The sequence below is a fragment of the Corallococcus sp. bb12-1 genome (genome assembly GCF_026626765.1).
Lineage (GTDB): Bacteria > Myxococcota > Myxococcia > Myxococcales > Myxococcaceae > Corallococcus > Corallococcus terminator.
This window is the reverse complement of record NZ_JAPNJZ010000001.1, coordinates 49,101-75,344: the sequence shown is the minus strand read 5'-3', so window position 1 is coordinate 75,344 and position 26,244 is coordinate 49,101. Positions and strand designations below refer to the sequence as shown.

Annotated in this window: 27 protein-coding genes; 14 read left to right on the top strand and 13 right to left on the bottom strand. The window is 67.9% G+C overall.

Features of this window, described 5'->3' with window-relative positions; translation table 11 throughout:
• Positions 1–105: 105 nt before the first annotated feature.
• The 3 genes from OV208_RS00300 to OV208_RS00290 form a co-directional block, all read right to left on the bottom strand.
• Positions 106–582, bottom strand: coding sequence for a hypothetical protein (locus tag OV208_RS00300; RefSeq protein ID WP_267571777.1), 477 nt, complete (start codon positions 580–582; stop codon positions 106–108).
• A gap of 49 nt (positions 583–631) precedes the next feature.
• The gene (locus OV208_RS00295; protein WP_267571776.1) at positions 632–1,078 is read right to left on the bottom strand and encodes a hypothetical protein; all 447 of its coding nucleotides are present in this window, start codon (positions 1,076–1,078) and stop codon (positions 632–634) included.
• Positions 1,079–1,196: 118 nt separating this feature from the next.
• On the bottom strand, positions 1,197–2,231 hold the full coding sequence (locus OV208_RS00290; RefSeq protein ID WP_267571775.1) for a hypothetical protein: 1,035 nt from the start codon (positions 2,229–2,231) through the stop codon (positions 1,197–1,199).
• Positions 2,232–2,365: 134 nt separating this feature from the next.
• On the opposite strand from OV208_RS00290, the gene OV208_RS00285 reads away from it, so the two are divergent.
• On the top strand, positions 2,366–2,758 hold the full coding sequence (locus OV208_RS00285) for a RidA family protein (protein ID WP_267571774.1): 393 nt from the start codon (positions 2,366–2,368) through the stop codon (positions 2,756–2,758).
• A 79-nt stretch (positions 2,759–2,837) separates the two neighbouring features.
• On the opposite strand, the gene OV208_RS00280 is transcribed toward OV208_RS00285, so the two are convergent.
• Positions 2,838–3,008, bottom strand: a complete 171-nt coding sequence (locus OV208_RS00280) for a hypothetical protein (RefSeq protein WP_267571773.1) — start codon at positions 3,006–3,008, stop codon at positions 2,838–2,840.
• A gap of 249 nt (positions 3,009–3,257) precedes the next feature.
• Between OV208_RS00280 and OV208_RS00275 the strand changes: the two genes are divergently transcribed.
• The 3 genes from OV208_RS00275 to OV208_RS00265 are packed head-to-tail and all read left to right on the top strand — an operon-like array spanning position 3,258 to position 7,737.
• Positions 3,258–5,132 carry a hypothetical protein gene (locus OV208_RS00275; protein ID WP_267571772.1) on the top strand — a complete coding sequence of 625 codons (1,875 nt, stop codon included), beginning with the start codon at positions 3,258–3,260 and terminating at the stop codon, positions 5,130–5,132.
• Between the two features lies 1 nt (position 5,133).
• On the top strand, positions 5,134–6,135 hold the full coding sequence (locus tag OV208_RS00270) for a hypothetical protein (RefSeq protein ID WP_267571771.1): 1,002 nt from the start codon (positions 5,134–5,136) through the stop codon (positions 6,133–6,135).
• A 9-nt stretch (positions 6,136–6,144) separates the two neighbouring features.
• Positions 6,145–7,737 carry a DUF1501 domain-containing protein gene (locus OV208_RS00265; protein ID WP_267571770.1) on the top strand — a complete coding sequence of 531 codons (1,593 nt, stop codon included), beginning with the start codon at positions 6,145–6,147 and terminating at the stop codon, positions 7,735–7,737.
• A gap of 33 nt (positions 7,738–7,770) precedes the next feature.
• Here OV208_RS00265 and OV208_RS00260 read toward each other — a convergent pair whose 3' ends face one another.
• Positions 7,771–8,559 (bottom strand): hypothetical protein, encoded by a 789-nt coding sequence (locus OV208_RS00260; protein ID WP_267571769.1) that lies wholly within the window; start codon positions 8,557–8,559, stop codon positions 7,771–7,773.
• A gap of 333 nt (positions 8,560–8,892) precedes the next feature.
• On the opposite strand from OV208_RS00260, the gene OV208_RS00255 reads away from it, so the two are divergent.
• From OV208_RS00255 to OV208_RS00245, 3 genes are all read left to right on the top strand, one after another.
• Complete coding sequence (locus OV208_RS00255) at positions 8,893–9,114, top strand: hypothetical protein (protein WP_267571768.1); 222 nt, start codon at positions 8,893–8,895, stop codon at positions 9,112–9,114.
• A 32-nt stretch (positions 9,115–9,146) separates the two neighbouring features.
• Entirely contained in the window at positions 9,147–9,524 is a 378-nt protein-coding gene (locus OV208_RS00250) for a hypothetical protein (protein WP_267571767.1), read from the top strand.
• Positions 9,525–9,585: 61 nt separating this feature from the next.
• Positions 9,586–10,548 carry a prolipoprotein diacylglyceryl transferase family protein gene (locus tag OV208_RS00245; RefSeq protein WP_267571766.1) on the top strand — a complete coding sequence of 321 codons (963 nt, stop codon included), beginning with the start codon at positions 9,586–9,588 and terminating at the stop codon, positions 10,546–10,548.
• 81 nt (positions 10,549–10,629) lie between these two features.
• Here OV208_RS00245 and OV208_RS00240 read toward each other — a convergent pair whose 3' ends face one another.
• Positions 10,630–11,499, bottom strand: a complete 870-nt coding sequence (locus tag OV208_RS00240; protein WP_267571765.1) for a hypothetical protein — start codon at positions 11,497–11,499, stop codon at positions 10,630–10,632.
• Between the two features lie 166 nt (positions 11,500–11,665).
• Here OV208_RS00240 and OV208_RS00235 point away from each other — a divergent pair, with 166 nt between their 5' ends.
• Positions 11,666–12,103 carry a hypothetical protein gene (locus OV208_RS00235; RefSeq protein WP_267571764.1) on the top strand — a complete coding sequence of 146 codons (438 nt, stop codon included), beginning with the start codon at positions 11,666–11,668 and terminating at the stop codon, positions 12,101–12,103.
• Between the two features lie 54 nt (positions 12,104–12,157).
• Here the strand turns inward: OV208_RS00235 and OV208_RS00230 are convergent, their stop codons facing one another.
• Both OV208_RS00230 and OV208_RS00225 read right to left on the bottom strand, forming a co-directional pair.
• The gene (locus tag OV208_RS00230) at positions 12,158–13,033 is read right to left on the bottom strand and encodes a hypothetical protein (protein ID WP_267571763.1); all 876 of its coding nucleotides are present in this window, start codon (positions 13,031–13,033) and stop codon (positions 12,158–12,160) included.
• Positions 13,034–13,176: 143 nt separating this feature from the next.
• The gene (locus tag OV208_RS00225; RefSeq protein WP_267571762.1) at positions 13,177–13,557 is read right to left on the bottom strand and encodes a VOC family protein; all 381 of its coding nucleotides are present in this window, start codon (positions 13,555–13,557) and stop codon (positions 13,177–13,179) included.
• Between the two features lie 150 nt (positions 13,558–13,707).
• Here OV208_RS00225 and OV208_RS00220 point away from each other — a divergent pair, with 150 nt between their 5' ends.
• Together OV208_RS00220 and OV208_RS00215 are read left to right on the top strand one after the other, a co-directional pair.
• Positions 13,708–16,464 carry a right-handed parallel beta-helix repeat-containing protein gene (locus OV208_RS00220; protein WP_267571761.1) on the top strand — a complete coding sequence of 919 codons (2,757 nt, stop codon included), beginning with the start codon at positions 13,708–13,710 and terminating at the stop codon, positions 16,462–16,464.
• A complete protein-coding gene (locus OV208_RS00215) occupies positions 16,461–18,581 on the top strand; it encodes a hypothetical protein (RefSeq protein WP_267571760.1) in 2,121 nt (706 codons plus the stop codon). The genes OV208_RS00220 and OV208_RS00215 overlap by 4 nt, the downstream gene beginning before the upstream one ends.
• A gap of 106 nt (positions 18,582–18,687) precedes the next feature.
• Here OV208_RS00215 and OV208_RS00210 read toward each other — a convergent pair whose 3' ends face one another.
• From OV208_RS00210 to OV208_RS00195, 4 genes are all read right to left on the bottom strand, one after another.
• Complete coding sequence (locus tag OV208_RS00210; protein ID WP_267571759.1) at positions 18,688–19,296, bottom strand: CAP domain-containing protein; 609 nt, start codon at positions 19,294–19,296, stop codon at positions 18,688–18,690.
• Between the two features lie 150 nt (positions 19,297–19,446).
• Positions 19,447–21,066, bottom strand: a complete 1,620-nt coding sequence (locus OV208_RS00205; protein WP_267571758.1) for an Ig-like domain-containing protein — start codon at positions 21,064–21,066, stop codon at positions 19,447–19,449.
• A gap of 171 nt (positions 21,067–21,237) precedes the next feature.
• Positions 21,238–22,050, bottom strand: a complete 813-nt coding sequence (locus OV208_RS00200) for a metallophosphoesterase family protein (RefSeq protein ID WP_267571757.1) — start codon at positions 22,048–22,050, stop codon at positions 21,238–21,240.
• A gap of 78 nt (positions 22,051–22,128) precedes the next feature.
• Complete coding sequence (locus OV208_RS00195) at positions 22,129–22,575, bottom strand: DUF4437 domain-containing protein (protein WP_267571756.1); 447 nt, start codon at positions 22,573–22,575, stop codon at positions 22,129–22,131.
• 101 nt (positions 22,576–22,676) lie between these two features.
• On the opposite strand from OV208_RS00195, the gene OV208_RS00190 reads away from it, so the two are divergent.
• A complete protein-coding gene (locus tag OV208_RS00190) occupies positions 22,677–23,642 on the top strand; it encodes a LysR family transcriptional regulator (RefSeq protein ID WP_267571755.1) in 966 nt (321 codons plus the stop codon).
• Between the two features lie 9 nt (positions 23,643–23,651).
• A complete protein-coding gene (locus tag OV208_RS00185) occupies positions 23,652–24,014 on the top strand; it encodes a hypothetical protein (protein ID WP_267571754.1) in 363 nt (120 codons plus the stop codon).
• A gap of 244 nt (positions 24,015–24,258) precedes the next feature.
• Here OV208_RS00185 and OV208_RS00180 read toward each other — a convergent pair whose 3' ends face one another.
• On the bottom strand, positions 24,259–24,762 hold the full coding sequence (locus tag OV208_RS00180) for a nuclear transport factor 2 family protein (RefSeq protein ID WP_267571753.1): 504 nt from the start codon (positions 24,760–24,762) through the stop codon (positions 24,259–24,261).
• A 61-nt stretch (positions 24,763–24,823) separates the two neighbouring features.
• On the opposite strand from OV208_RS00180, the gene OV208_RS00175 reads away from it, so the two are divergent.
• Positions 24,824–25,282, top strand: coding sequence for a hypothetical protein (locus tag OV208_RS00175; protein ID WP_267571752.1), 459 nt, complete (start codon positions 24,824–24,826; stop codon positions 25,280–25,282).
• A 239-nt stretch (positions 25,283–25,521) separates the two neighbouring features.
• Positions 25,522–26,178, top strand: a complete 657-nt coding sequence (locus OV208_RS00170; protein ID WP_267571751.1) for a hypothetical protein — start codon at positions 25,522–25,524, stop codon at positions 26,176–26,178.
• The last annotated feature ends 66 nt before the right edge of the window (positions 26,179–26,244 follow it).

Sequence of the window (26,244 nt, the reverse complement as noted above, 5' to 3'; positions counted from 1 at the left end):
AGCGTGAAGCCCGTGATCCCCCAGGGGCCGGCATGGTGAAGTCCTCAGCGTTCCACTGCCACGCCCCCACGGTGTGGCGTCAGTGTCGAGGACATCGCTTCAGGGCTACCAGTTGTCCTTCTTCCTCGGGAACTTGTTCTTGTCCGCGATGCGGTGCAGTAGCGCGAAGTCCGTGAGCCGCCCGGCGGCCAGGGACTCCTTCTTCGCGTCGTAGAAGTTCTGCTCACCGCAGCCGAAGCACACCACCACGTCCACCCAGGTGTCGCCGCGCCAGAAGCGCAGGGCCATGTCCGGGTTGAAGGCGCACATCATCCGCCCCTTCTTGGGCGTGTTCTCCGGAGAGGTCCAACTGGCGGCCAGCTCCTTGCGCTCCTCCGGCGTCAGGTCTTGCCCTTTCTGGGTGAAGACGGCCATGCCCACCCGGGGACGCGTGTCCTCCTTGGGAGGGTTGTCTGGGGCGTGGTCCATCTGGGCCCGATACACCTCCACCCGGTCTGGCTTCTGGAAGAAGTCGGCCAACGTCGGCGGTTTCGCACACGCCAGGAACGCCAGCGAGAACAGCGGAATGAGGAGCTTCACCATGGTTCAAGCCTGACAGCGATTGCCTGGACCTGACAACCCCCTCCGCCGCTCAGCTCCAGGCCGCCCCTTGCAGCATCGCCTTCAGCCGCGGGTAGTGGTGCTCGACCTGTAACGCCTGACACCACTGCTGGAAGTATTCCGTCAGCCTGACGCGATGGATGTGGGTCCGCGCGTGGTGCAGCTCGAAGTCCTTGCGATTCTGGACCTTGTCGCCCACCAGCATGGCGTTGACCTCCACCAGGGGCGACAGCCGGATGCCCTCTGGCGGCAGCGTGGCACGGGAGAGATAGGCATTGGCCACCGAACGGTACTCCATCGCGAGCCCCAGCACGAAGGCCCCCTCGGGGACAGGTTCCACGGCCTGGGCGACCCGTGCGTAGTGGTCCCTCAAGTCCTCGTCGCCCTGGACGAGGGGATGCAGGCAGAACGCCCGCATGGCCTGCGGCGATGCCTGGGTGCGCAGCATGACGGCCAGGCCTTCATGGATGTGACTCATGAAGGGGACCTGACTGCGCCTGGCGCGTTGCTGGCTGTAGAAGCCCTGGATGAGCCCGTGTTCAACGCTTTGAAGCACACCGGAGGCTTCAAGGGCGGCCCAGGTCGAGGGATGCAGGTCAGGAGGCGGTTGGGTTGGCATACGCGCGAGCCCTCCTCCATGTCCGGAACGCCACCCATGCGGCACAGCAGAGCGTCGCGAGCGTTCCGGAGATGCAGGCGAGGATCCCCAATGCCAGGGCAAACATCCGAAGGTCCGGCTCGTAGACGTCCCTCCAGCTCACGCTTTGGCCCGGCGCCCTCACCTCCGTGATCGTATGGCGGCCACGCTCGATGGAGGCCAACGCCTCGTCCTGTTCCGTGAACGAGATGCCCTGCAGTTGGTAGCTCAGGCTCAGTGAGGTGACGCCCTTCCAGGGCAATGGCACCGTCCGGCATTCACCTGGCAGCAGCCGCCCGAGCTGGGCTGGAGGCCTCTCCGGCGATTCGGGCAGCAGCCGTGCTTCCACCTGCTCGAGCGGCTCCGAGGCCACACGGTTGCAGACGGTGGCCTCACTGCTCAACGGGAGTCGAGGCGCGAGGTTCCAAAACAGCACGGCCATCGCAAGGAGTCCGCCCGATGCGAAAAGCCAGGCAACAGGTGACCGCGTCCAGGCCGTGGCGTGCCGGCCACCCGCGGTGTGTTCCTGGGGAGAAAGGACCCTGCGCAGCCACCGCCACGGCCCCCAGGCGATCGCACCCGTGGCGAGCATGAGCGCCGCCAGGAGGCCGACGAGCATTCCGTAGCCGACGAGCGGAGCGGTCATCGAGCACTGTCCAGCACCCAATCTCCCGTCGTCGGTCCTCCTCGTCACGAGGAGATAGGTCCAGCCCGTCTGGAGATGGGCGCCACAGTCGCCCGAGCCATCGACAGAGCCGGCCCAGAGTTCCACGGGACGCTCAGGCCACGAGCCCCGCAGGAAGAGGAAGGGGCGAACCCCTAGCAGTCGATCCTGGGTGAAGAAGTACTTACTCTTGTCGGCCCCGTCCAACGCGTCAACGGCTCCGATGAAGATGAGGGTCTGCGCATCGGCGAGGTTCAACTCCAGGATGTTCCGCGTGGGTTCGCAACTGCACGCAGCCGCCGTCGCGGGGACGAGGAACACCAGAAGCACCGAGAGAAGAGCCCATCGCATTGTCACGAACATAGCCTGACGCGAAGAGGGGGGCGCTGGCCTGCCCGGACACCGCCGCCGGACCGTATCCGGTAGGGTCCCGTGTAGACCCGAGCAACCCAATGGAGAAACCCATGACGTCAGCGAAGCACCAGCCCATCGTCGCGCCTGGACTTCCCAAGCCCGCGGGCCCGTACTCTCCCGGCATGCAACTGGACCGGCTGCTCTTCATCTCCGGACAGGCCGCCCGGGACCCTTCCACCGGCGTGCAGGCCGAGGGAATCGAAGCGCAGACGGAGCAGGTGTTGCGCAACCTGGAGCGCATCCTCGTGGCGGGCGGCTCCAGCCTCCAGCACGTCCTGCGCTGCGGCGTCTTCCTGGTGGACATGCAGGAGTTCGCCCGGATGAACGTCGTCTACGAGCGTGTCTTCGCCGGCCATCGGCCCGCGCGCACCACCGTGCAGGTGTCCGCGCTTCCCGACGTCGGCCTGCGCGTGGAGATTGATTGCATCGCCTACGTGCCCTGAGCCTCCTGGCACGGGGCGCACCCTGGAGCTCCGCGCCCACCGTCCAGCGCGGAGCTCCCAGCATTGAAGCGAAGGCGCCTTAGACCGGCGGCGGGTAGGGGCAGATCAGCGCGCCGGTGATGGGATGCCGATAGCAGCCCGACGGCAGCTCCGCGGCCTGAGCCGTGCCCGGAACCAGGGTGAGCCCCGCCACGCCAACGCCAACGATCGCGGAGAGAAGGGCAACGATGCGAAGGGTCTTCTTGGACATTTACGCGCTCCTGAAAATGAGTCGGTACAGCGAGGCAATCCTACCGCTCGCGGCCACTGCCCGGCACCCTGGGGACATCACCAGGAGCGGGCTGAAGCCGAAGGGAAGGGGGGGCCACGCCCCACAGTTTGGGGGGTGGAGCCATCGCAATCGCTGACGGCCCAAGCCCCCGCGCGTTCACCCCCGAGTGGAAGTCCGTGCACCGCCGTCACCCAAGGCCCTGGCACATGCATTGCCTTGGGGCCGCGAATGAACCCGCGCATCTCGGCCGCGCCTGACGCGCCCCCGGAGCCTCCCTCGCCTCGTCGAGGACCCGCACGCCTGTCACGCTCCGTCTGCTGTGCCCTCACACTCATCGTGTGGACGGGCTGTACCGGCGTGGTGGGCGGAACGCCTGACGATCCCTCGGGCTCGACGGACGCGGGCTGTGTGGAGCCCACGCCTTCGGGGGGCACCGACGCGGGGGAGAAGAGCGACGTGCTCGCCCCCAGCCGGCTGCTGCGGCGAACGTCGCTCGCGCTGCGAGGCACGCCCCCCACCGACGAGGAGTTCGCCGCGCTCGAAGCCGCGGGCGATGACACCGCGCAGCAGGCCTTCGTGGATGCCTTCGTCGACCAGACACTCGGGCAGCCCACCTTCTACCGGACGATGTTCGAGCACGCGCGCGACTGGTTCAACATCCCGCTCACCCCGCTCACCGCCGACGCTCCGGAGTACGGGGTGCAGCAGCAGCGCGCCATCCAGCGGTGCCCGGCGGGCACGGCGAAGGCCGGCGCCTGGAAATACTTCCGCGGGGACAACACCGCCTGTGACGGCGTGAAGACGGATGGCTCGCCCGTCGAGGAGACCGCCCTGGAGCCGTGGTGGGCCCCCGGGACGACGGTCACGCTGGTGGGCGCCGCGGCCAATACCTCCACCGAGGGCTCCATCAACGTCAACGGCAGCCCCGTGCCCGTCACCTGCGCCGCCGCCGGCCCGGAAGGCACCTGCGGGTGTGGCCCGAACGCCGTGCGCTGCCACGCCGACTTCCAGCAGTACGCCGGCTTCGAGAACTTCCTGCACTACAACGAGCACGGCCAGCGGCGGCTCGTCTCCGAGGAGCCCGCCCGCCTCTTCGCCCACCTCGCGTGGCACGACCGGCCGATGACGGACCTCATCCTCGGCGCCTACTCCGTCGCGCCCACCAACCTCCAGGCCGCGTATGTGATGCAGGGGCTCGCGGGCGGCGCGACAGGCCTCCTTGCGGATGACTCCTGGTGGCGGCCTTCGCGCTTCGCCGGCGCGGCGGTGGACCCGGACCACGCGCCGTCGGATCCGCTGGCCTGGCGCGAGTACCCGGTCCCCGCGCGCAATCCCTTCCTCCTCGCCGAGCGCGACTACCGCTACGACCCGCGCACCCAGGCCGGCCCGTCGCGGGGCGTTCCCGCCGCGGGCATGCTCACCAGCATGGGCTTCCTCACGGGTTACCCGCGCGAGCGCGTGCGCGGTGCCCGGGCGCTGGAGACGCTGGCGTGCGAGGTCCTCTCCCCGCCCCTGGGCCAGAAGTTCAACGAGTACCGCCGCGACCCGGGCACCGAGGGGCCCTGCCAGCACTGCCACAGCCGGCTCGACCCCGCGGCCATCCACTTCAAGCGCTTCGCGAAGGCAGGCTCCGCGTTCGAAGGCTATGGCGCGAAGTACCCGATGCCGGGTGTGGGCACGGAGTGGCACTGGCCCGCGCAGTGGCGCACGGGGGCCTATCCCTACGGCGGCGACCCGTTCAGCCACTGGAACCGGTGGTACGCGCCCGACACGAAGCTCACGCCCGTCACCGAGGCCCAGGCGCAGTTGAACCCCGAGGCCATCTTCCTCGACTTCCTCCCCCCGGAGCAGACGCTGCTCGGACAGCAGGGAGACGGGACGGTGGGCCCGCTCGGCTTCGCCAAGCTCATCGTCGCGGCGGGGGCCTTCGACCGCTGTGTCGTGCGGCACCTGCATGCGCAGGTGCTGGGCCGCGACATCGACCCGGCCCGGGAGGCGGGCTACCTGGATGAACAGGTGGCGCGCTTCCTCGCGGGAGGCCGCAAGGTGCGCCCGTTCGTCAAATCACTCACCCAGTCCAGCCTGTTCCGGCGGGGGCGCTGACATGAAGCACCTCTCACTCCTCCTGCTCGTGCTTCCCGTGACGCTCGCGTGCGGCAGGGACGGCACCGCGTCCCCCCGGGCCCAGGAACAGTCCGCCTGCGGCACGCCGGCCAGCTCCGAAACCGTGCGCGTCATGGAAGGACTCAAGCCGCACTGCGAGGGCTGCCACGCCCAGGGCGCGCGCGGGTACTTCGCCTCCGTGGACGCGTTCCAGAGCCTGATGGTGTCCGACGCCCGGCTGGTGAAGGCCGGCAGCCCCGACGACAGCGAGCTGGTGCGGCTGTTGGAAGGCCGGGGCAGCGCCGCGTTCAAGCAGATGCCCATCGGGGAGAAGTCCTACGCGCAGCTCGTCTCCGAAGGCACGGCGACGCTGCCCGTGGCGGACGTGCGCGCGTGGATCCAGGGGCTCACGGCGCAGCAGCGCGACGCGCGCCCCGACCCTGAAGCGCCGCGCATCACCCGCCTGAGCGCGACCCAGGCGCAGCGGGCGCTGTACCAACAGCTGGGCCTGGCCCATGAGGACTTCTTCATCTCCGCGAACGAATTCGGCATCCCCATGGCGGAGGCTCGCAATGACGACCTCTACCCGCTCCAGCCGCCGGACGCCGTACCCGCTCCCCGACAGGGCACCACCTCCGAGCGCTTCTACGGGCTGGGCGGAGGCTCCGTGATGAATCAGACCTCGTCGGACCGCGGCCCGTCCCCCACGTTCGCGCTCACGCTGACGCAGGTCTCCCAGCGGTGGTGCCGCCTGGGCCTGGCCAAGGTGGGCAACGTGGCGCTCTTCCCCGCGGGCACGCGGCGCACCGCCGACCCCACGGACGTGAAGGCCACGCTGCGCCGCTGGTCGCTGCACTTCCTGGGGGAGCGCTTCTCCGACGCGCAGGTGGAGGCGCTCTACGCGGACGTCTTCGTTCCGCTCTCGACACCGACGGACACCGAGCCCGCCTACGTGGGCGTGTGCTCGTACTTCATCCGTCACCCGCATTGGATCTTCTACTGAAGGGGCACCATGAAGCTCTCTCGTCGAAAGCTGTTCGGGTTGGCCCTCGGGGCCACCCAACTGGGACTCATGGCGCGCTACGGACTGTCCACGGCTTCGGCCGCGCCAGTGCCGGGGCGGCCCACGAAGCTGCTGGGCATCTGGCTGGATGGAGGCCTCCACTGGGAGAGCTTCTTCGCCCCGCTGTCGCGCGCGGGCATCAACAAGTTCATCCCCCCGGCGCAGGGCGGCGTCATCCCCTTTGGCTACCTGCCGGACCAGGTGGAGAACTTCGACCGCTCCCCGGCGGACCTGGAGGCGCCCGGGCCGGTGCGCAAGCTTCGCGGGCCCATCTACTGGAACTGGGCGAACCCGGCCGACGCGCGGGGCGCGAACCCCGTCGTGAACAACCAGCAGCTCTTCCGCCCCTGGGGCTATGCGTGGGCGGACCCCACGTACAAGCTCTTCGAGAAGGCCTCGCTGCTCGTGGGGGCGGACCAGAACACCGCCGCGCACGCGAGCGGCATCGTCGCGAGCATGTGCGGCGTCGCGGGCGCGAGCTTCCGGGCCCCGGCGGTGCAGGCCGTCATCGCCAACGCCATGGCCAGCCGCTTCCCCGACCGGCCCATCCCCAACGTCAGCCTGGGAGGCACGCTCCCGACCGCGCTCGGGCTGCCCGCGCTGGCGAACCCGACGGTGCTGCGCTCCGCGTCCTCGGTGGAGCCCACGCTGTCCGACAGGCGCGACAGCGCCTGGAAGGGCCTCCGCGCGCGCACCGACGTGCCCGACCTCGCCTTCGATGGCTCGCCCCGCGAGGGCACGGTGCCGGCCACGGCGGTGGACGCCGCGCTCCTCAAGGCCCTGCGCGCCGAACGGGGCGTGTCCACGAGCGGCACCGACGCGCTGCTCGAACAGCTCTACGAAACCTACAAGGGCGAGAGCAGGACCATCCGCCGCGACATCCTCTCCGTGCTCGGCAACACCCCGGCGTGGGAGCACCTCAAGCAGGACTCGCGCTACCCGGTGGACTGGACGGCGTGCATTGGCTACGCGGACTCGTGCGGCACGGGCGCGTCGATGGGCTCCTATGACTTCGCGCTGCGGCTGCTGAAGTCCGACCTGGTGACGTCGGTGAACCTGCGGGCGTCGAGCTTCGGCAACTTCGCCTTCGACACCCACAGCGCCAATGGCGTCCAGATGCACACCAACCACCTGCGCATCGCGCTGGAGATGGTGGGCCAGTTGTGCATCGAAATGAGCCTCACCCCCAGCAAGTCAGACCCGGCCCGGTCGCTGCTGGATGAGACGCTCGTGTATGTCTACAGCGACTTCGGGCGGACGTTCCCGAAGCAGGGCAGCGACCACCACCCGGCGACGTGCGCCCTCCTGGTGGGCGGCGGCATCCAGGGCAACCAGATGCTCGGCGGCTACGATGAGACGATGAGCGGCTCGCCCATGGGGTCGCCCGTGGCGCTGGTGGAGGAGGACGGGCAGCGGACGCTGCGCGCCCCGCGCTCGCAGGACATCGCGGCGACGGTGATGAAAGCCTTCGGGCTGGTGCCCGGGAAGGACTTCTTCATTCCCGGGGGCTACGGCGTCTACGACGGCGTCGTGAAGGGCTGAACGCGAGCCGCGCGTCGTCCGGCGCGGCAGGGCTCAGTCGGGTCGCGATGCCAGCGAGCGGCCCGGCAGCCCGATGAGGTAGGTGATGACCATTCCCGGCGCGCGATGAACGCCGCTGCCCCAGCGGTATCCGTCGGTGTCCAGTCCCGTGGTCAGCTTCTCGAGCTCCTCCGGCGTATAGGTCCGCAGCGACGACACCACGCCATCCCAGAGGATGAGCAGCGGAATGATGGGCACCAGGTAGGTGAGGACCAGGCGCCACCCGCGCACCGGGCGGATGAGCAGGGTGAAGATCCACACGAGGGGCACGACGAGCAGCAACTGCACGAGGAGGTACGGCAGCGTGCGTTGGGTGAGTTCGTAGGCGGCGAAGGGGGCCCCACGCGCGGCGGCGTCCGCGAGGAGCGCGCGCGCCTGCTCCGGGGGGAAGTGGTGCAGCCCCTCGAAGAGGGTCCGCACTCCCGTCAGCTCCTCGGGGATGCGGGTGGCGTCAACCGGGGTGTCGCGGTAGTGCGCGCCGGGAGGCAGCTCCTGCACCGGGGTAGGATGAAGGTCGGTGAGCACCACCTCGGCCCCGCTGTGCACCGCGCGGAGTGCTGGAAGCAGGGTGCGCCACGGGCCCCCCGTGCCGGAGCAGAGGTCGACGATGCGATTCGTGCCCGCCGAGCGCAGCAGCTCCGCCAGGTGCGGCACCACGCTGTCGTAGGGCCGCACGCGGTCGAGCACGACGCGGAGATAATCGACCTCGCCCCGACGCAACGGTCCGGGCAGCCACGGTTGGTCGAGGAATTCGAAGAGCTGCAGGCGGGGGAGCAGGGGCATCAAGGAGAAGATAGGGCCAGATCGCGACGCCAGTCTCCTGAATCCTGGGGATGCCGTGGACGCTGACTCCACACTCTCCTGGGCCCTGGCCGGGGCTCGGCGTGTCTGGCTTTCGCTCCGCGCGGATGCGCTGACACGGCGGTACGCGCTGGACCTCTACTCCGGCCTCAAGGCCCGCCAGCGTTCCGTTGTCCGGGTATCAACAACAAGCGGGATGCTGGGGTGATTGTGAATGTGACGCCACACAGGAACAGTGCGCGTGGGCCCGTCGTGGTGGTTTCGCGTGGTTGATGGGGCCCGTGAATCCCTTCAGTTCAGAAAGGAATCGTTCCCATGAAGAGCTGGGTGACGCTGTGCCTTGTCTGTGTCGCGTCTGGCGCGTTCGCCGCGGACAAGACCCCACCGGCCAAGACGCCTCCTCCCACCACGAAGCCGGCGACCGCGCCGGAGCCCAGGACGCTCACCATCCAGGAGGACACGGCCGCGAAGCAGGAGCCGAAGAACAAGAAGGTGGACACGAAGGCTTCCGAGACCGCCAGCAAGCCGCTGCTGTAGCCCTGACTCGAAACCCACGGAGGGCGAACCCCATGAAGAAGATGATGGCGGGACTGTGTCTGGTCTGGTTGTGTCTGTCTCAGGGAACGGCTCAGGGCGCCGAGGACTGCATCAAGACCATCAATCAGGGCGCCAGCACGGTGAAGCTCGGATTGTATGAGCAGGGCTGCATGAGCATGGGCTGGAGCGGAGGGGTGATTACGTCGGACGTCAAATACAACTGCTGTGGCCCCAGTGCGACCATTCGCATCAACGCGCTGGACTGGGAGCGGTTGCGCACCGGAGGCAAGCTGGATGGCTTCCGCTACCAGAAGGTTGATATCGGCGACAACGGCTCCTACACGCTCTACTTCCGGAAGGTCGTCGGGACGGACATCACGAACATCCCTCCCGAGGACTTCTTCAAGTAGCGGACGTGTGCCCACGGGTGGGGCGGCACGCCCTCCCGTGGGACTTCCAAAGCGAGGCGTCGTGGACACCCACTTCCTGCACGGCTTCAGTCCCTTCCTGTTCCGCTTCTCGGAGACGCTCTCCCTGCGCTGGACGGGGGCGGCGTATCTCGTCGGCTTCCTGCTCGTGTTCGCGATGCTCCGGCGTCAGGCCGCGCGAGGCGAAGGGCCCTTCCAGAGACAGGAGGTGTCCGGGTTCGTGCTCAACACGGGCCTGCTGGGGGTGATGCTGGGTGGACGGCTGGGGTTCGTATTCCTGCATCAGTGGGAGGACTTCTCCCGCGACGGCTCCGTCTTCTTCCAGTTCCGACAGGGTGGCGCGTCGGCGCTGGGAGCCGTGCTGGGGGTCCTGGCCTTCTCGGTGTACTTCGCGCGCCAGCAGCGACGCCCATGGCTCCAGGTGACGGACTCGCTGGCGGTGCTCGCGCCGCTGGGGTTCTTGCTGGGAGCGCTCGCGGTGTTCATGGAAGGGGCGCCGCTGGGGCAGGTGACCTCAGTGCCCTGGGCCGTGCGCTTTCCCGCCGAGGTGGGGCTGCCGGGCTTCCTGCCCATCGTGACGCCGTCGTTCGACGTGTCCACCCTGGCCTATGCGCCGGGGCATGAGGTGGCGGCGCTGGCTCGCGCGGATGCGACCTTCCTCGCGGAGCTGCACCGCATCCTCCCCGCGCGGCACCCCGTGTTGCTCTATCAGGCCGCGCTGGAGGGGCTGCTGTTGGGCGGTGTCCTCCTGACGGTGCGTGCGCTGTGGCGCTCGAGGCCCGTGGGGCTGCTGAGCGGGCTGTTCTTCGCGCTGCATGGGGCCCTGGCCCTGGCGTGTCTCCCGTTCCGCGAGGCCCAGCCGAACCTGTCCTTCGCCGCTCAGCTCGAGCAGGGTGTGCTCCCGCCCGTGCTGATGATGGCGGTGGGCGCGGCCTTCCTCCTGAGTGTGCTGGGCCAGCGTCCGGACGCGGTGGGTGTGCCCGCGTCCGTGAAGCTGGAGGGGTGAGGGCTCACGCGGGACAGGGCGCATCGCTTTGAGCTGCGCGTCTGCACGCCGCAGTCCGGCAATGCGGTGCTCACCCGAAGCTCAATGCCCCAGCTCCGTCAGGTCGAATCGGGCGGCGTCCCTGCTCACGCCCGACAGCGTGTAGAAATCCACGAGGTTCTTGTGGAAGTCGCGCGGGTCGAGCCGGAACAGCATGAAGTCCTGCCCCTGGACCGTATAGTCCACGCCTCCCATCTTGAGCGTCCGCTGCTTGTCGCCCAGCGGGTCGTTGTACTTCCCGCCCGCGAAGGTCCGCACCGTCGACGTGTCCAGCAGGGTGAATGTCTGGAATATCCATTCCCGCTGAGACAGACCGATGAATGAGCGGATCTCTCGGAGCCTGTCGATGTGGTCGCAGGGATTGCCACGCTTGCGCGAGCGAGGGGATGCCAGCCATTCGTTCAAGGTCAGGAACGGCATCGCCTCGTTACAGTTGTTCTGGTAGTGGTGGTAGACGTAGTTCCCGTCCATCTTCCCGGGAGGCAGGTAGAGGACGTAGGAATGGCCGAGCGGCTTCGAGTCCACCCGTAGCAGGTAGTGGTGTTGCTCGGACCGGCTCTGCAGACGGAACTTCACGAGCTCGAAGTCCGACATGATGGAGGATGGGGCCTTCTTCCTCTGCTCCGACAGGTCTGTTTCAAAGGACTTGAGCAGCATGCCGCACAGCCAGTTCGCGAGCTGGCCACACGTCTGCGGCAGGTAGATGGGTGGAAACGGGAGGGGATGCTCAAAGTCGGGGCAACTGTAAGGCCACATCTCATCGAGTTCCTGGCGTGGGTCCTCGGGCGCGCCGTCCGCGGTGGCGCGCGCTGGCGGCAGGCCGATGGCGTACCAGGCATTGAGCTTCTTGAACCGGGGCTCCCTGCTGCTGCAGTCCGCCACGAGTTGCCGTATCCATGCATCCAGATCCATGACGAACCTCCCGTGAGGCGAAAATCCCTCACGTCAGCCGGTCGTGTCCATGGCGCTCTGCCCGGAATCTCCTCAAGGCGCTGATGGACCCTTCGCGTCCGAAAACCTGCGGCATTGGGCCCTGGCCACGAAGGCCCACCCTGAAATCCGGCAGACGCGGGACGGCATGAACCGGCTCTCCGACAAGGACCTGGTGGATCGCATGGAGATCCTCGCCCAGATGGTGGAGAAGTTGGGGGTGAAGGACTGCGCCGCGTTCGGCCGTGGCGGCATCAATCCGGAGGTGCTCGGCCGGATGTTCAATCTCATGGACGACGCGTCCCTCCAGCGCTTCAGCGGCATCGTGGTCAATGCGATGGCGGCCGACCTGCGGCAATTCCCCCCGGCCCGGAAGGCCCTCCAGGAAGACGTGGAGCAGGCCTTCATGGAGATGGGGACCCACCTCACGAAGGAGGATGCCCAGCGGATGGCGGACAACCTCCAGGACACGGCCTCACTCCCGGACGACGAGGCCTGCTGGACGGCCCGGATCCTCTACCGCGAGGGCAGCGAGCTGAAGGGCCGCAACCGTCGCAACCTGGCGCTGGCGCTCATCAACGGCTGAGCCGCCCCGCCCGCGGGTCGCTCAACGCAGGTGCGGCCCGCAGGCTCATGGTCCTCAGGCAGCTCGGGAGAGCCCCCGGCGCTCCACGAAGGTTTGCAGTTCGGGCCACCGGGCCAGCAGGAGCTCAAAGTCGCCGGGGCGCACGGGCTGCAGGGAGGCCAGCGCGGCATCGATAGCGGCCGCGTGGGTGGTCGGGTCCAGGGCATCCAGGGCGAAGGCCCTGAGGAGCTTGAGGCGGCGGGCGTCCCGTCCCACCAGCGCATCCGCCTCGCCCGGCCGCGCATCCAGCGCCGCCATCGCGGCGGTGGGGTTGCCTTCGCGGCAGAGGAGCGCCACCTCCGGAAGCAGCGCGTAGATGGGAGGCAGGTCGCCGTCCCGCTTGCGGCCCTCCTCCAGCCAGGCGCGCGCGGAGGCCAGGTCTCCCTGGGCGAAGTGCGCCGCGGCAATCAGGTTGGGCATCCACCGATGCATCGCCGGCACGGAGCCCCGCAGCTTGCGGGAGCGCTCCGCCGAGCCGAAGAGCTCCAGCGCGCGCGTTGCGTCTCCCAGCGCGAGCTGGCACTGACCCACCATGGCGACCGACACCGCCCGCTGCGCCCCCTGCGTGCTGCGGCGGGCGGCCTCCTCGAAGCGGCGGGTGGCTTCCTGTTCGTCACCCGCGCTGAAGAAGGAGACCCCCTGGTTGTAGGCCGCCGACCAACGGCGGAGTCGCCAGAAGAAGAAGGCGAACAGCACCAGGAACACGGTGACAACGAGGGGGATGAAAAGCCGCGGCCCCAGGGACTCGCTAAGCCCACCTCCGCCACGGCTGGCGTGGTTGTAGGCGACGAGGAAGACGACGACGGCACCCAGCCAGGTGAGGATCCGTTGCCCCGAGAAGACTGGGAAGGGTTTGAGGTGGGGCTCTTTCGGCAGGGGAAGTTCGTTCATCTGGGAGTCCATGGCGTGGCGTGCAAGGCCTTTCGTAGCCTGGATGGCGCTTCACGTGGAAGGGAATGCTGCGTTCCCAGATTCGCGCCGCACTTCGGGAGGGAGAGCCATTGCCCGGGAGCGCCCCCTGGCATCAAGCCAGCTCAGCCGCGGAAGACCGCTTCCATGTTGTTGCCGTCTGGATCGAGCACGAAGGCCGCGTAGTAGCCCTGCGGGTAGCCGGTGGCGGGGGAGCGAAGCCCGGGCGCTCCATTGTCGGTCCCGCCCGCCGCCAGCGCGGCCGCGTGGAAGGCGTCGACCTCCGCACGGCTGCGGGCCGCGAAGGCCGTGTGTTGCTTCACGCTGTGCGGATGGAAGCGATCGATCCAGAAGATGGGATGGTCGCGACCGTACCCGATGCCATCGGTTCCAAGGTCCTCGGGAAGCTGCATGACCCGGCGGAGGCCCAGCGCCCCCAGTGCCGCGTCGTAGAAGACAGCGGAACGGGCGACATCCGCGACGCCAATGCCAGTGTGGTCGAGCATGGGCAGGCACGTACCAGAGAACCCACTCGGTCGTGAAGCAGGAGCCTCGGGCCCTTCGGGACGTGTCATGGGGCGGGCCTTCCGAGCGCGGGCCGGTTCTCCTATGCTGGCCCGCTTGGGGGGTACATATCGATGGGATGGAGAAAGCCCGTGAGGCTCGCGTCATCGCTGAGCCCGTTGGCCGTCCTGGCCTTGCTGTGTCTGGCCTTTCCTGCGCATGCGCGTGACTGGTTCGTTCGCGCGGGCGCTGTGGGAGGGGACGGTTCGCGTGAGAAGCCCTTCGCCGATCCCTGGATGGCGCTGGAGCGCGTCGAAGCGAACGACAAGGTGCACGTCGCCGCCGGTCGCTACTTCGGCAAGCTGGAGAATGGGAACTGGGTGCTCCAGTTCCCTGGCGTCGAACTGCTTGGCGGCTACGACGCGACCTTTCGGGAGCGCAACCCCTGGAAGAACCCGGCTGAGCTCACCTGGCGCAAGGGCGCCGCGAACCGGCCGGACGTCTCGCTCGCGCGGATCAGCACCAGCACGGAGCGCGACACCCCCGGCGCCGCCATCGATGGCTTCCTCATCGATATGCAGGACTACTACGACCATGCGGGCGAGGGCGGGAACTTCGACCCCAAGGCGCTCCAACGCAACGGCGCGGTCGACCTCGCGAAGGGCGGCATCCTGCGCAACTGCTTGATCGTCAATGCGGTCAACGCCGTGAGGACATCACCGGGGGCGGTGGTGGAGAACAACGTCATCGTGAATTCCATCTTCGCGGCGGTGACGTCCAAGGGTGGCGGCGACCATGACCTGCCCGTCACGATTCGCGACAACACGATTGCCTTCGTGTGGGCGACCCAGGCCATCGCCGAGGGCGGTCCGGAGGGCGCTGGCATCGACGTGACGAACAAGGCGCTCGTGGAGAACAACCTCATCGTCCACTCCGACAACCACGGCGTGCAGGTGACGGTGCCCGCGAAGGTCACCTTCCAGGGCAATGCCTTCTGGCGCAACCTCTACTCGAACGTCACCTTCTACTCTCAGGGCAAGAAGTCCTCGCTCGACGACTCGGACATTGGCGAGGCCGAGGACGCAGGCTTCGCCAGGGCGGGTGGCAACATCGCGGTCGATCCGAAACTCCCGTTCGACTCCGCCTGGTACGAGAAGTTCACCCGCCGCGCCGTGCCCGGGAAGAAGTTCGACGCGAAGGCCTGGGAGCAGACGCGGACGGGCGCGGGCTTCCCCGCGACGGGCGAGAAGGTCGAACTCTTCGCCCCGGCCTACCCGCCACAAGCGGTCGCCGCGCTCATCGCACCGAAGAACCCCTCATTGAAGCAGGGCGCACGCGCGAAGGCGCTCCCGGCGAGCTTCTCCGCGGTCGCGGTGACGACGGCATCGAAGACCTACGCGAAGGTCGGCCTCGACAGCCTCGCCGCGAACCCGAAGGGCTACGACGGCAAGGACATCCAACTGGTCGTCGGCGTGCAGGGCGTGGCCCATCCGTACAACGGTCCCTCCGGCACCTCGCGCGAGACGCACAAGGCCGTCTTCCTCATCGACGCGAAGAACGAATCGCGCACCACCGGCTTCTTCAAGAAGGGCACGGCGGTCGAGCGCGGCATCGACGCCATCCCGAACTACGGCTCGGGCCCGCCGCGTGACCTCTTCGTCGTGCGCGGCACCGCGCGCACCCGTGAGCAGGGCTATCCGAAGCACGCCATCGTCATCGACGCCATCGAACCGTTCGAACAGGAGGTCGTCGCGTCCGAACGTCCAAAGGGGCGGGACTGGTTCGTGCGCGCGGGGGAGAGCGGGGGCGATGGCTCCCGCGAGAAGCCATTCCGTGACCCCTTCCAGGCCATTGACCAGGCGGGCAGGGGCGACCGCATCCTCGTCGCCGCGGGGGAGTACGGCGGCAAGCTGAAGAGCGGCAAGTGGGTCGTCGACGGGAAGCAGTACCTGGCGCTGCTCGGGGGCTGGGACCGGGACTTCAAGAAACGCGACCCCTGGAACACGCCGAGCCTCCTGTCCTGGCCCGCGGACTCGAAGACCTCTCCGCAGGGCTACCTCTTCGAAGGCAATGGCGACCACACCGGGCTCATCGTGGACGGCTTCGTCTTCGACCGGCGCACGTTGAACCGCTACGACCCGGATGGCTTCATCGACCTGAATGGTTCGCCTGACGACGCGCACCTCTGGGTGTCGTCGCCGGAGTCCGTGATTCGCAACTGCACCTTCGTCAATGGCGCGGGCTCGGCGGTGCGGATGAGCAACGCTGTCACCTTCGAGAACAACATCGTGGTGAACGTCTTCACCGAGGCCATCCGCGTCACGGGAGGCTTCGGCACCCGGCCAGCCCAGGTCCGTGACAACACCGTCCTGTTCGTCTGGAACCGGAGCCGCCCGCACGATGGCTCGACCTCGACGGGCAGTGGGCTCGCGCTGACGGGCAACGCCCCGGCGGTGGTGGAGGGGAACGTGTTCCAATACATTGACAACTTCGCGGTGCGGGCCGACTCCCGGCTGAATGAGGTCGTGCTCACGAACAACGCGTTCTTCCGAAACTGGGCGGCGTTCCGTTCGACGCAGGGCATGCCGCCGCCGACGGTGGACGAGAAGTCCATGCAACTGCTCGCGGACCTTCCCTTCAAGAAGGCGGATGGGAACGTGGTGGCGGACGGCGGCTTTGACATCGATCCCGCCTTCTATGCGAGCTGGTTCGCACGGACCTCGCAGTTGACCAGCCTGTTCACCCCCGAGGACTGGAGCCAGGTCGCGCCCCGACAAACGGGCGGGGAGCCGGCGAAGCCGGGCGTGGGTCGCGCGCTCGACTGGAAGGCGGCAGCGAAGCTGTTTCCGAAGAACGCCCGTGTGAGGGGCGCGCGTCCGAAGCCACTGGAGACCGGGAGCGACCGATGAAGAAGACCCTGACCCTGGCGATGCTTTCGCTCCTCGTCGCCGCGCCCGCGTGGGCGGATGAAATCGACGACCGGGTGCGTGCGATTGAAGACAACCTGTCCCGCATCAAGGACAAGCTCGACGGCATCGTCTCCGATTCGAGCTCCAGCGACATCGACTCCGCCCTGGATTATCTGAACACGGTCAAGAGCGAGGTGGACCGGCTCAAGTCGCTCGACCCGCAGAGCGACCCAGGCAAGTCGATGGTCTATTACTACCCGGACTGGATTCCGAAGTTCCGGGAGTCGGCGCAGGCCTTGAAACGGATGAAGGACTTCCAGGTGAAGGCCGACGAGTCCCGCCTGTCCGAACGCTGCTCGGAAGCGGACCGGAACCTGAAGGCGTTCATGCAGAACTTCGTCGAACGCAAGGACCCGAACGGGGTCTCGAAGGTCTCCGAGGAGGCCGACAAGGTCGGGCGCCAGTACTCCGACGAGTACAAGCGCATGCAGGAGGTCCACGGTGAGATGGACCGCGCACGGGGGACCGCGAGGTACTTCTCCGAATCCCAGGGCCGCTGGTCGGACGTGAAGGGCGAGCTCCACGACGGCGTGAGCGATATCTGGGACCGTTGGACGCGCCGGATGGAGGAGACGAAGGCGAAATGCCAGGAGCTGGCACGGGGACGCGAATCCGACGCCGTGAAGGATGCGCTCGCGAAGCTCGGCGACAGCAGCCGGGTGCGTCGGGAAATCACCGAGAGGATCAACCAGTCCCTCGACCAGGCCGCAGGTGCCCTTTGGGGCGCTGGCGCTCGCACCGGCACGTCGGAGCTCGACTCGGCGCTCGGTTCCAGCACCGACATCGCGGCCCAGCTTGAACAGCTCAAGAGCGCGCGTGGTGAGGACGACACCGCGAAGCGGATGACCGACGTCTGGCCGGACCGGAACAAGGAGTTCCGCCGCTCGGTGGAGCTGCTGAAGCAGGTGAAGCCGCAGCAGTTCTCGTTCGATTCGATTCAAGTGACGTGCAAGACGACCGAGGATCAGCTCATGGGCACGGTGCGCGCCTACCTGGGCGCCCTGGATGATGCCGACGAGGGCGTCAAGGTCGTCACCGAACGCGCGGAGAAATTCTCCACGGAGACGCGCCAGCAGCTTGAAGCCGCGGAGCGGAGGTTCAGCGAGCAGGAGCGGCTCCTGGAGGAGGCGAAGCGCTTCTCGTTCGACGAAGGGCGCTGGCGGACGGTCCGTGACCGCGTCCAGGAGACCGCGGTGGCCATGCAGCGGCACATGCGCAGCCGGCTCGACGAGTCGAAGGCCGTGTGCGGCAAGCTCTTGCAGGGCACCAACAACCCGGACGTGGTGAACGCGCTCAAGGTGCTGAAGGACCGCGACCTGCTGGTGAAGACGACCCTGGAGCGAGTCGCCCGGGACTACGAGGAATGGAAGAAGGAACGCCGGGGCCTGAAGCCGGGAGGGAGGTTCCGCCAGGAGAGCGCGGAGAAGCTCCTCCAGGCCTTCTGTGACCAGGACGAATACCAGCTCGCAGACCGCGTGCAGCGCGTCGCCGACGAGGTGGCGTCCGTAATGGGCAACCTGCAACGCCAGTACCTCGACCGGCTCAAGCGGTTGATTGACGACGTGAAGGCCGTCGAGTCCACCCGGAACCCGACGCTCAAGGCGGAGGTGAACCGCCAGAAGCGGAACATGACCGCGACCTACAAGCGCCTTGAGGATGCGGGGAACCTGGGCATCCTGCGTGGCAGGAACAACCCGCTGGTGAACATGTATCTGGAGAACGGGAACAAGAAGCACCTCGCGCTCCAGACCGGCTGCACGGCGATGGAGTATGAGATTCCAGGGGGGCGGATCGACTGCGTGAATGTCTCGGATGGCTCCTGTGAGGTCATCGAGATCAAGCCCAACAGCTCTTCGGGACGCTCCGCGGGTGAGGCGCAGATCGCCAGCCGGAAGTCTGTTCTCGAAGATCTGCACCGGAACAACAGACTCGGGGGACTGATGCAGCGCTGCGTGAAGGATGGCAGCCTGAACATCCGGTACCTGGTGAGGTACTACGAGTACTGCCCCGTGGGGATCGCCAACATCGACGTGCAGAGCGAGGAACTCGACGAGTAACGCGCTGTCCGTCTCCGACCCTGACAGGAGCGAACCTGCGCGAGCCTTCATGCGCTCGCGCAGGGGACCTGCTCCAGACCCTCGTCTCCGCCGCGTCCGGGGACGGTCAGGGCCGGCCGAAGTCCTGCACCCAGTAGGAGTACGTGCTGCCCGGGACGACGTAGTAACCCACGCCCACGTGGGTATACGCGGGGTTCATGATGTTGTTGCAGTCGCGGGGGGTGGCCAGCCATGCGTCCACCACCGTGGCCGCGGTGCTGTTGTAGCCCGTGGCGATGTTCTCCTCCGCGTACGAAAGCGGCGTGTAGCCCAGCTGGGTGATCCGCCGCAAAGGCGTCCAGCCGTTCAGTCCGATGTAGCCGAAGTAGCCCTGCGTGCCCATGTCCCGGGCGTGGCCGCGCGCGGAGCAGCTCAGGCGCGACTCCACGGTGAGGGGCGGAACCGGCGGCTTCGCCACGCCGCCACAGACGGTCCCCGTCGCACGCCGCTGGTTGATGAGTGAAACCACGGTCTGTTCCACCGCGGCGGAGTCCGCAGGCACGCCAATCGCGCAGCTTGCGGGCGTTGCGTTCGACTGGCTCTCGACCGTTCCCAGGTCGTCGGTGGGGAAGACGGTGTTCTCGTTGCTGGGGGTGGTCGTGGGCGCTGCATCACAGCCACCCAGCAGGGCGGTGCCAAGGAGCAGCAGGGAGACAGAACGGAAGGTGGAGCTCATGCGAGGAACCCTTTCAGTGGACATTGAAGTCCAGTTGTTCCGAGATTACATCTTTTGCATACTTGGCTGAAGGTTCTCCGAAAACAGGGGCTGGGATGCTCCCGTACGGACGGGGGCATCCGCGCCCCCCGCCCGCACGTCTGCCTCAACCTACGGCACGGTTACGGTGACGGGATTGCTGCGCCGCACATTGCCCGCGCGGTCCGTGGCGACGGCGACAATCACATGCGTGCCGGACTGGCCCGTGGTGTCCCAGGTCTTCGTGAACGGCGCGGTGGTCGCGTAGGGCGTGAGGTTCACGCCGTCCACTTCGAAGATGACGTAGGCCAGGGCCTGGCTGTCGCTCGCGGACGCCGCCAGCGTGACGACACCACTGACCACCGCGCCGTTGGTGGGCGAGGTGATGTTCGACACGGACGGCTTCACGTTGTCCACGATGAGCGACCGGGTGTTGAGGACGGACGCGTTGCCCGCGGCGTCGGTCGCCTGGAAGCCGATGTTGTAGGCGCGGTTGCCCAGCACCAGCGTGTTCCACGAGATGGAGTAGACGGTGCCGGAGACGTTGGGACTCGACGTCAGCACGGCCCCGTCCTGGTAGACGCGCGCCAGGGACACGGGGGCGCCCCCCTGCAGGGCCACCGTCCACGACACGGTGACGGTGCCGCGCACGTAGTTCTGGGTGGTGGGCGTGTACTGGGGCGCGCCCGTGAGGACCAGCGGGGGATTGTTGTCCACGGTGACGTTCACCGCGCTGGAGGTGCCGCTGTTGCCGGCGGCATCGAAGGCCTGCGCCGTCAGCGAATGCACCCCCGACAACGACGTCGTGCTCCAGGACGCGCTGAACGGCGCCGTGAACGAAGAGCCGATGAGCGAGGCGCCATCGAAGAAGTCCACGCGGGCGACGCCTACGTCGTCGGCGGCGTTCGCCGTGACGGTCACGGTGGAGCGCACGAAGCTGCCGTCGGCCGGCGCGGTGAGCGTCGCGGTGGGCGCCTGGGTGTCGTCGTCCAGCAGGGTGCGCAGGTCGGTGGCGCGCCGAGCGAGCTCCTTCGGCTCGGTCGGCTCGGTGGTGCCGAGGATGGCCCGGCCCGCCCCGGGCGGGAAGCGCTCGGTGATGGCCTGGAGGGCGGAGTTGAACGCCTCGGTGCCAGGCGTCAGGCGGGCCAGCGCATGCCAGCGGCGGGCATGCTCGAGCACGTCTGCGTGCGTCCGCGCGGGCAGCTCATACGCGAGGGTGACGGTGAGGCCTGACGGCTGGCCGCTCGCGTCGAGCACGTCGAAGACGAAGTGACCTTCACCGGCGCTGCCTCGCGACACGTCGCGCAGGTCCAGGCGGTTGGCGATGGACCGCAGGCGCAGGGGCGCCTTCGTCAGGTCCAGCTTTCCATCGGCGCGCGTCGGCCAGTCCCGCGCGACGCCGGCCCCCCACCGCGTGAGCAGGTCCCGCACGAAGTCCTCGGGGGCCACGGGGCCGCTCATCCCCGTCACCAGACGACCGAAGCTCCACGCTCCCTCCGCGGCATTCCCATCCGTGGACTGCGCACCGGACCACGTGGTGCGAACCGCGTCGTTCACCACGCCCGGGTCCTGGATGACCAGCTCCCGCTCCGGGACGATGGCGGAGGTGTGTTCCAGAGAGGACTTCGCTTCATGGGCCTGGGACGGGCTGCTCTCCGGCGTGCCCTGCACCTCACCACAACTGGCGGCGAGTGCGCTCACGCCGATGAGTGCGATGGCGATGCCACGGGTGCCACTCGAAACGATGCTCATTGGGATTTCCCTTGGGGAAGCAGGCGCCCGCGTAGGGGTGGAGCGCCCGTGGCGAAAGACATATCAAGAGTGTCTTTCGAGGGGATCCCTGAACTTCAACTGGAAGTGTTTGCAACTCCAACTTCTCGGGCCCGTCGTGCTTTCAAGGAAAAATGCAGGGCAAGTGAGGGTTCAGGACGCGCGCTGAAGGAGCACGGCCCTGCTGTCCACATTGAGCACCTGCGCTCCTCCCGGGAGGGATGCGAGCGGCGTCTCCCAATGCGCATGACCGCACACCACCAGGGGCCCCTCGCGTTCTGGCAGTGCCAGACGGATGGCCGTGCTTCCTCGCAGCCGCGTGCCGGGTATGTCCGGTCCCTGGTGCAGCACGAGCATGTCCGGGGCCTGGCTCAGCGTGTCCCCCAGCAGTCGCAGGTGCTCAGGCTCTTCGCGTCGCCCCGGCTTGTCCCCACGACCCATGATGCAGCCCACGCCCCCCACGCGCAGGCCCTCCAGGTCGGCGGTTTCGCCATCGAGCAGATGCAGTCCGGGCTGCTGCTGGAAGCGGGCCTGTTCGCGGGGCCCCCCGAACGTGTCGTGGTTTCCCGCCACGCCCACCACCCACCGGAAGTGCTCCCCGAAGGCCCGCCACACGCTGCGCACGTCCCCGGAGGCCCCTCGCACGTTGGCGCTCGCCGCTGAGTACAGGTCGCCCGCGAGGACCACGCCGATGTGCGCGGAAGGTGGCAGGGAGCCCTCCTCGCACAGCAAGGCCAGGGCGTCCGCGAGCACCTCGCCCAGGAGGGCCACGGCCCCGTTCTTGCGGGCGTGCGGCGCGACGCCTTGAAGGTCCGAGGTCACCAGCAGCGCTTCCAGTCCTTCCGGGAGCGCGTCCACCGTCCCGCGCAGCAAGGGCAGGAGTTGTGTCTCCGTCCCGCCGCGCGGTGCTGCATTGAGATAGGGCCACGCGCGCAGGGGCACCGTGTCCAGGGTCAGGATTCGCATGGCGCCGACGGTCGGTGGATGCCCCGGGTTCCTGACAGTCCCTGTGCACGACGACCCCACCCAGGGGCGGTCCGTCGCCTACTTCGCCTTCGCCGGAGCGAAGTCGAACGGCTTGTCCTGGGCAATCAACATCACGCACTCGGACTCCGGCGCGCACTGGTTGCGGTGCACCAACTTGCCGGGCTGGTCCCAGGTGCTGCCGGCTTCGACGGCGCCGACCGGGGCCGCGCCGTCGCTGGTGTTCGTCATCCGGCCCTTCACCAGCACGCCATGGTAGTCGGCGGAGTGGGTGTGCGGCCCCGAGTCGAACCCCGCGGGAAACTTCATCAGGAGCGCGTACGGGCCCTTCTTCATGTCGCCCCAGAGGACGTGCACCGACGGGCCTCCGGGCATCATCTCCGTCCAGGTGAGCTTGTCGTAGGCGGTCTGCTGGAACGCCGCCGCGTCCGTCTTGCTCTTCGCGGTGGCGAGACCGAAGGCGGAGACGACGACGAGCGCGGCGGCGAACTTGGAAAGGGTCTTCACGGTGGGAACTCCTCGGTGGAAGCGACGCCGGGAAGAATGACGACAGGGGGTCTCTGCGAAAATGCCCGTTTCCGCAGGGCTCCTCTGCAAGAATGCAGGGCATGCCCCAGTGGAGCGACCTGCAGCACTTCCTGGCCATCGCGAGGGGCGGGAACCTCTCCGCGGCGGCTCGCCAGTTGAAGGTGGACCCAACCACCGTGGGCCGGCGCCTAGCGGTGCTGGAGCGGGAGCTGGGGGCCCGGCTCTTCGACCGGACGCCCTCGGGGCTCCGCCCGACGGCCGTGGCCCTGCGCATCCTACCGGCCGCGGAGGCGGTGGAGGCGGAGGCGCTGCGGGTGGAGCGGCTCGCCAGCGGAGAGGACCTGCGCCCCTCCGGGCCCGTGACGGTCACCGCGACGGACTCCTTCCTGGTCCACAACGTGCTGCCGTGGCTGGCCGGCTTCCGGGAGCGGCATCCCGAAATCGAGCTGCACCTGCTCTCCGGCTACGAAACGCTGTCGCTCGTCCGGCGCGAAGCCGACGTGGCCATCCGACTGGTGCGTCCCCAGGAGCCCTCCCTGCGGGCCCGGAAGGTGGCGGCCATCAGCATCGTGCCCTTCGCGTCCCAGGCGTACCTTGAGCGCAGGGGACCCGTGCGCTTCGACGCAGGGCTCCAGGGACACGCCGTGGTCGGGTACGCGCAGGACTCCAGGCGCTGGCCTGAATCGAAGTGGCTGGACGTGCACGCGGCCCGGGCCACCGTCGCGGTGCGGCTGACCTCCATCCTGGGCCTGCTCCAGGCCGCGCGAGAGGGATTGGGCGTGACGTTGCTGCCGGCCATCTTCGGCCACCTGTATCCGGAGCTCGTTCCGCTGCGCGACGTCCTGCCGGAGCTGGAGCGGACCGTGTGGCTGGTGTTCCATGAGGACCTGGCCAACAACGCCCGGGTGCGCGCGGTGGTGGACTTCCTGGCGGAGACCATTGGCGCTCAGGCGGGGGCGTTGGCGAAGGCGCCCGCGCGTCCGCGGCGGAAGCGTGCTTCCGGTGCTGCGGCCCGCCGTGTCGGCAAGGCGCGGGAGAGCAGATAGATTGGCGGGATGACCTCTCGCATCCTGCTGCTATTGGCCGTCTGCGTCCCACTGTTTGCCTCGGCCAAGGAGCCGAAGCCGCGCACCTACGACATCATCATCGTCGGCGGTGGAAAGACCGAAGAGGAGGCTCAGGCCGCGTTGGACCGGCTGAAAGCCAAGGTGCTCTGGGTTCGCTTCGCGACTCCGAGCGGGGACTTGCTGACCGTGAGGAAGTCCGACGACTACCCCGGGCTCAACAAGGGGCTGTACATCGCCGTGCTCGGGATGTGTGCCCGGGACGCTGAAGTGGTCCAGGACATGAAGCGCTTCATGAAGGCGCTCAAGGTGCATGCGCCGGGGGCGTATTCCAAGAGCATCAAGGGCCAGTAAGGCGACCCATGTCCTCCGTCAGGTGCCTTCACGCCGCCAGATGACGAGGAGAAGCCGTTCCTGGAGCGCATCGCGAAGGAGCCGAAGTCCGCGGATGCGTACTACGCCTACGCGCTGTTCCTCAAGAATGAGGCCAGTCTGGACGAGGCCAACGCCATCGTCGATCATGCGCTGGAGCTTGACCCCCAACACGAGGAGGCCAAGGCCCTGGGCCATCTGCTGATGGTGCTGCTGACCGATTGAGCTACGGGGTGCCCAGGCGCTTGCCCTGGACGAACTGGAGGCCCAAGAGGTTCCCGCGTTGGTGCATCGGATCCAGCGTGACCTTCTGGATGCGCCACCCCTCCTTGTCCGTCTTCACCACCTCGTGGGTGTAGCGTCCCACCAGCGTCCACTCCTGCGGCACGCCGTCGAGCTTGAAGAAGTGGGACACCTCCGCGTAGGCGTGCACCGTGGCCTGCGTGTCGCTCTTGAACTCGGTGCGCACCGTGTTGGCCGTGGCGTGCTGCGTGCGCGTGAAGCATTCCAGCGACACGTCGCCGAACTTCGCCAGCACCGCGCGCGGCTGTGTGACGGGCGGCACGCCCATGAAGCGCGAGTAGTCCGACGTCACCTCCGGCGTGAAGACCCGCTCCCAGCGCGTCCAGTCGCCTGTGTCCTTGCCGTGGTCGATGGCCTGCCCGTACTCAGCCACCAGCTCCTGGATGGCAATCCAATCCAGCGTGTACTCCAGGTTCTTTTCGCGCATCGGCGTCTGCCTTTCTGACGAAGGGCTGAGAACATACAGGTTTTCACCTATGCTCGGGGGCATGTCCCTGAACCTCATCGGATGGATTGTCCTCGCGCTCATCGCCGGGGGCGTCCTGGCGCTCGCGCAACGTCGCCTTCGCGAGTCCTCCTCCCGCGAACAGCCGCCCCTGGACCCGCCGCCCGTGCCCGCGCCGGCCCGGCTGGCTCCAGAAGTGTTCCAGGCCCGCATCAAGGAGTTGATTGACGCGGGGCAGACCATCAACGCCATCAAGCTGTACCGCGAGCAACACGGTGTTGGCCTGAAGGAGGCCAAGGACTCCGTGGAGGCGCTCATCGCGGGGCGGCATCCCTTTGGACGCGAGCCCTCGGGGCCCGTGGATGCGGATGCGGACATCGAACAGGCGTTGCGCGAGGACAACCTCATCGAGGCCATCAAGCTCTACAGGGATCGCTACGGCGTGAGCCTGAAGGAAGCGAAGGACGCCTGCGACGCGATGCGAAAGCGTCTGCGCGGATGAGCCACCGCGGTTGCCCGGGGCAGGGCGGTGGCGTCCGGTAGCGTTCGAGGCGAAGAAGGCGGAACTCCTCGCACGTTCGTAGGGCACTTCAGGCATTGCACGCGGCGTGGGTGGCTGCCGGTGGCAGGAATTGGATAGCCTTTCAGGCGTCCGAGAGGGGGCCATGCAAGAGTGGATGAAGTCGCCGGGCCGGACGTGGGCGGTGCTTTGCGTCGTGGGGGGCCTGCTTCTGGGAGGCTGTGGCTCTTCAAGACGGCGCCCTGTTTGCCCCCTCCGTGCTGGCCCTGGGCGATGGGAACTTCCTGGTGATGGCGGTGGAGGACCGCGGCTTCGAAGTGGACGTGCTCATCCACCTGCGGCGCTACGACCGAGACCTGTCGCCCGTGGGGGTGGAGCGCACCTTGTCCGTGGGGTCTTCGCCCATGCCCGTGCTCCTTCAGGAGAACGCCACGGCCGAGGGCACCCCGGGTGAACCCATCCTGCTCCTGCGGGATGTCTCGGGAGGGAACAGGAAGTTGTTGCGCGTGCGAGCCCTCTTCGACGGCGGTGCTCCGGAGACCCTGGTGGAGCGGATGACGACGGCCGCGGGCGAGAGCCCGTGGCTCAGCGCCACGATGACCTCGCGCGGACTCAAGGCGACCTGGTTCTCCGCGAAGTACGACTCCAACCTCCCGGGGGACTCCTACCTGTTCGGTCAGGGGCGGCTCTGGGGGCGGAGCCCGACGGGCGTCGTGACGGACTGGACCCCTGGAGCGGGTTTGATGCCCCTGCATCGACAGCAGGAATGGGTGCTGATGCACGAGCTGTCAGGCCAGTGGATGGGCGCCTTCCTGATCACCGCCACCGCCACCCCGCCCACGTACACCCTCAAGTCGCTCCGCTACTGCGCGCCCTGAGTCCCTCCGGGCCTGCTTTGACGCGGAAGCCCACCGCGCCGGAGCAGGCCCTGGAGTCACCCGGCT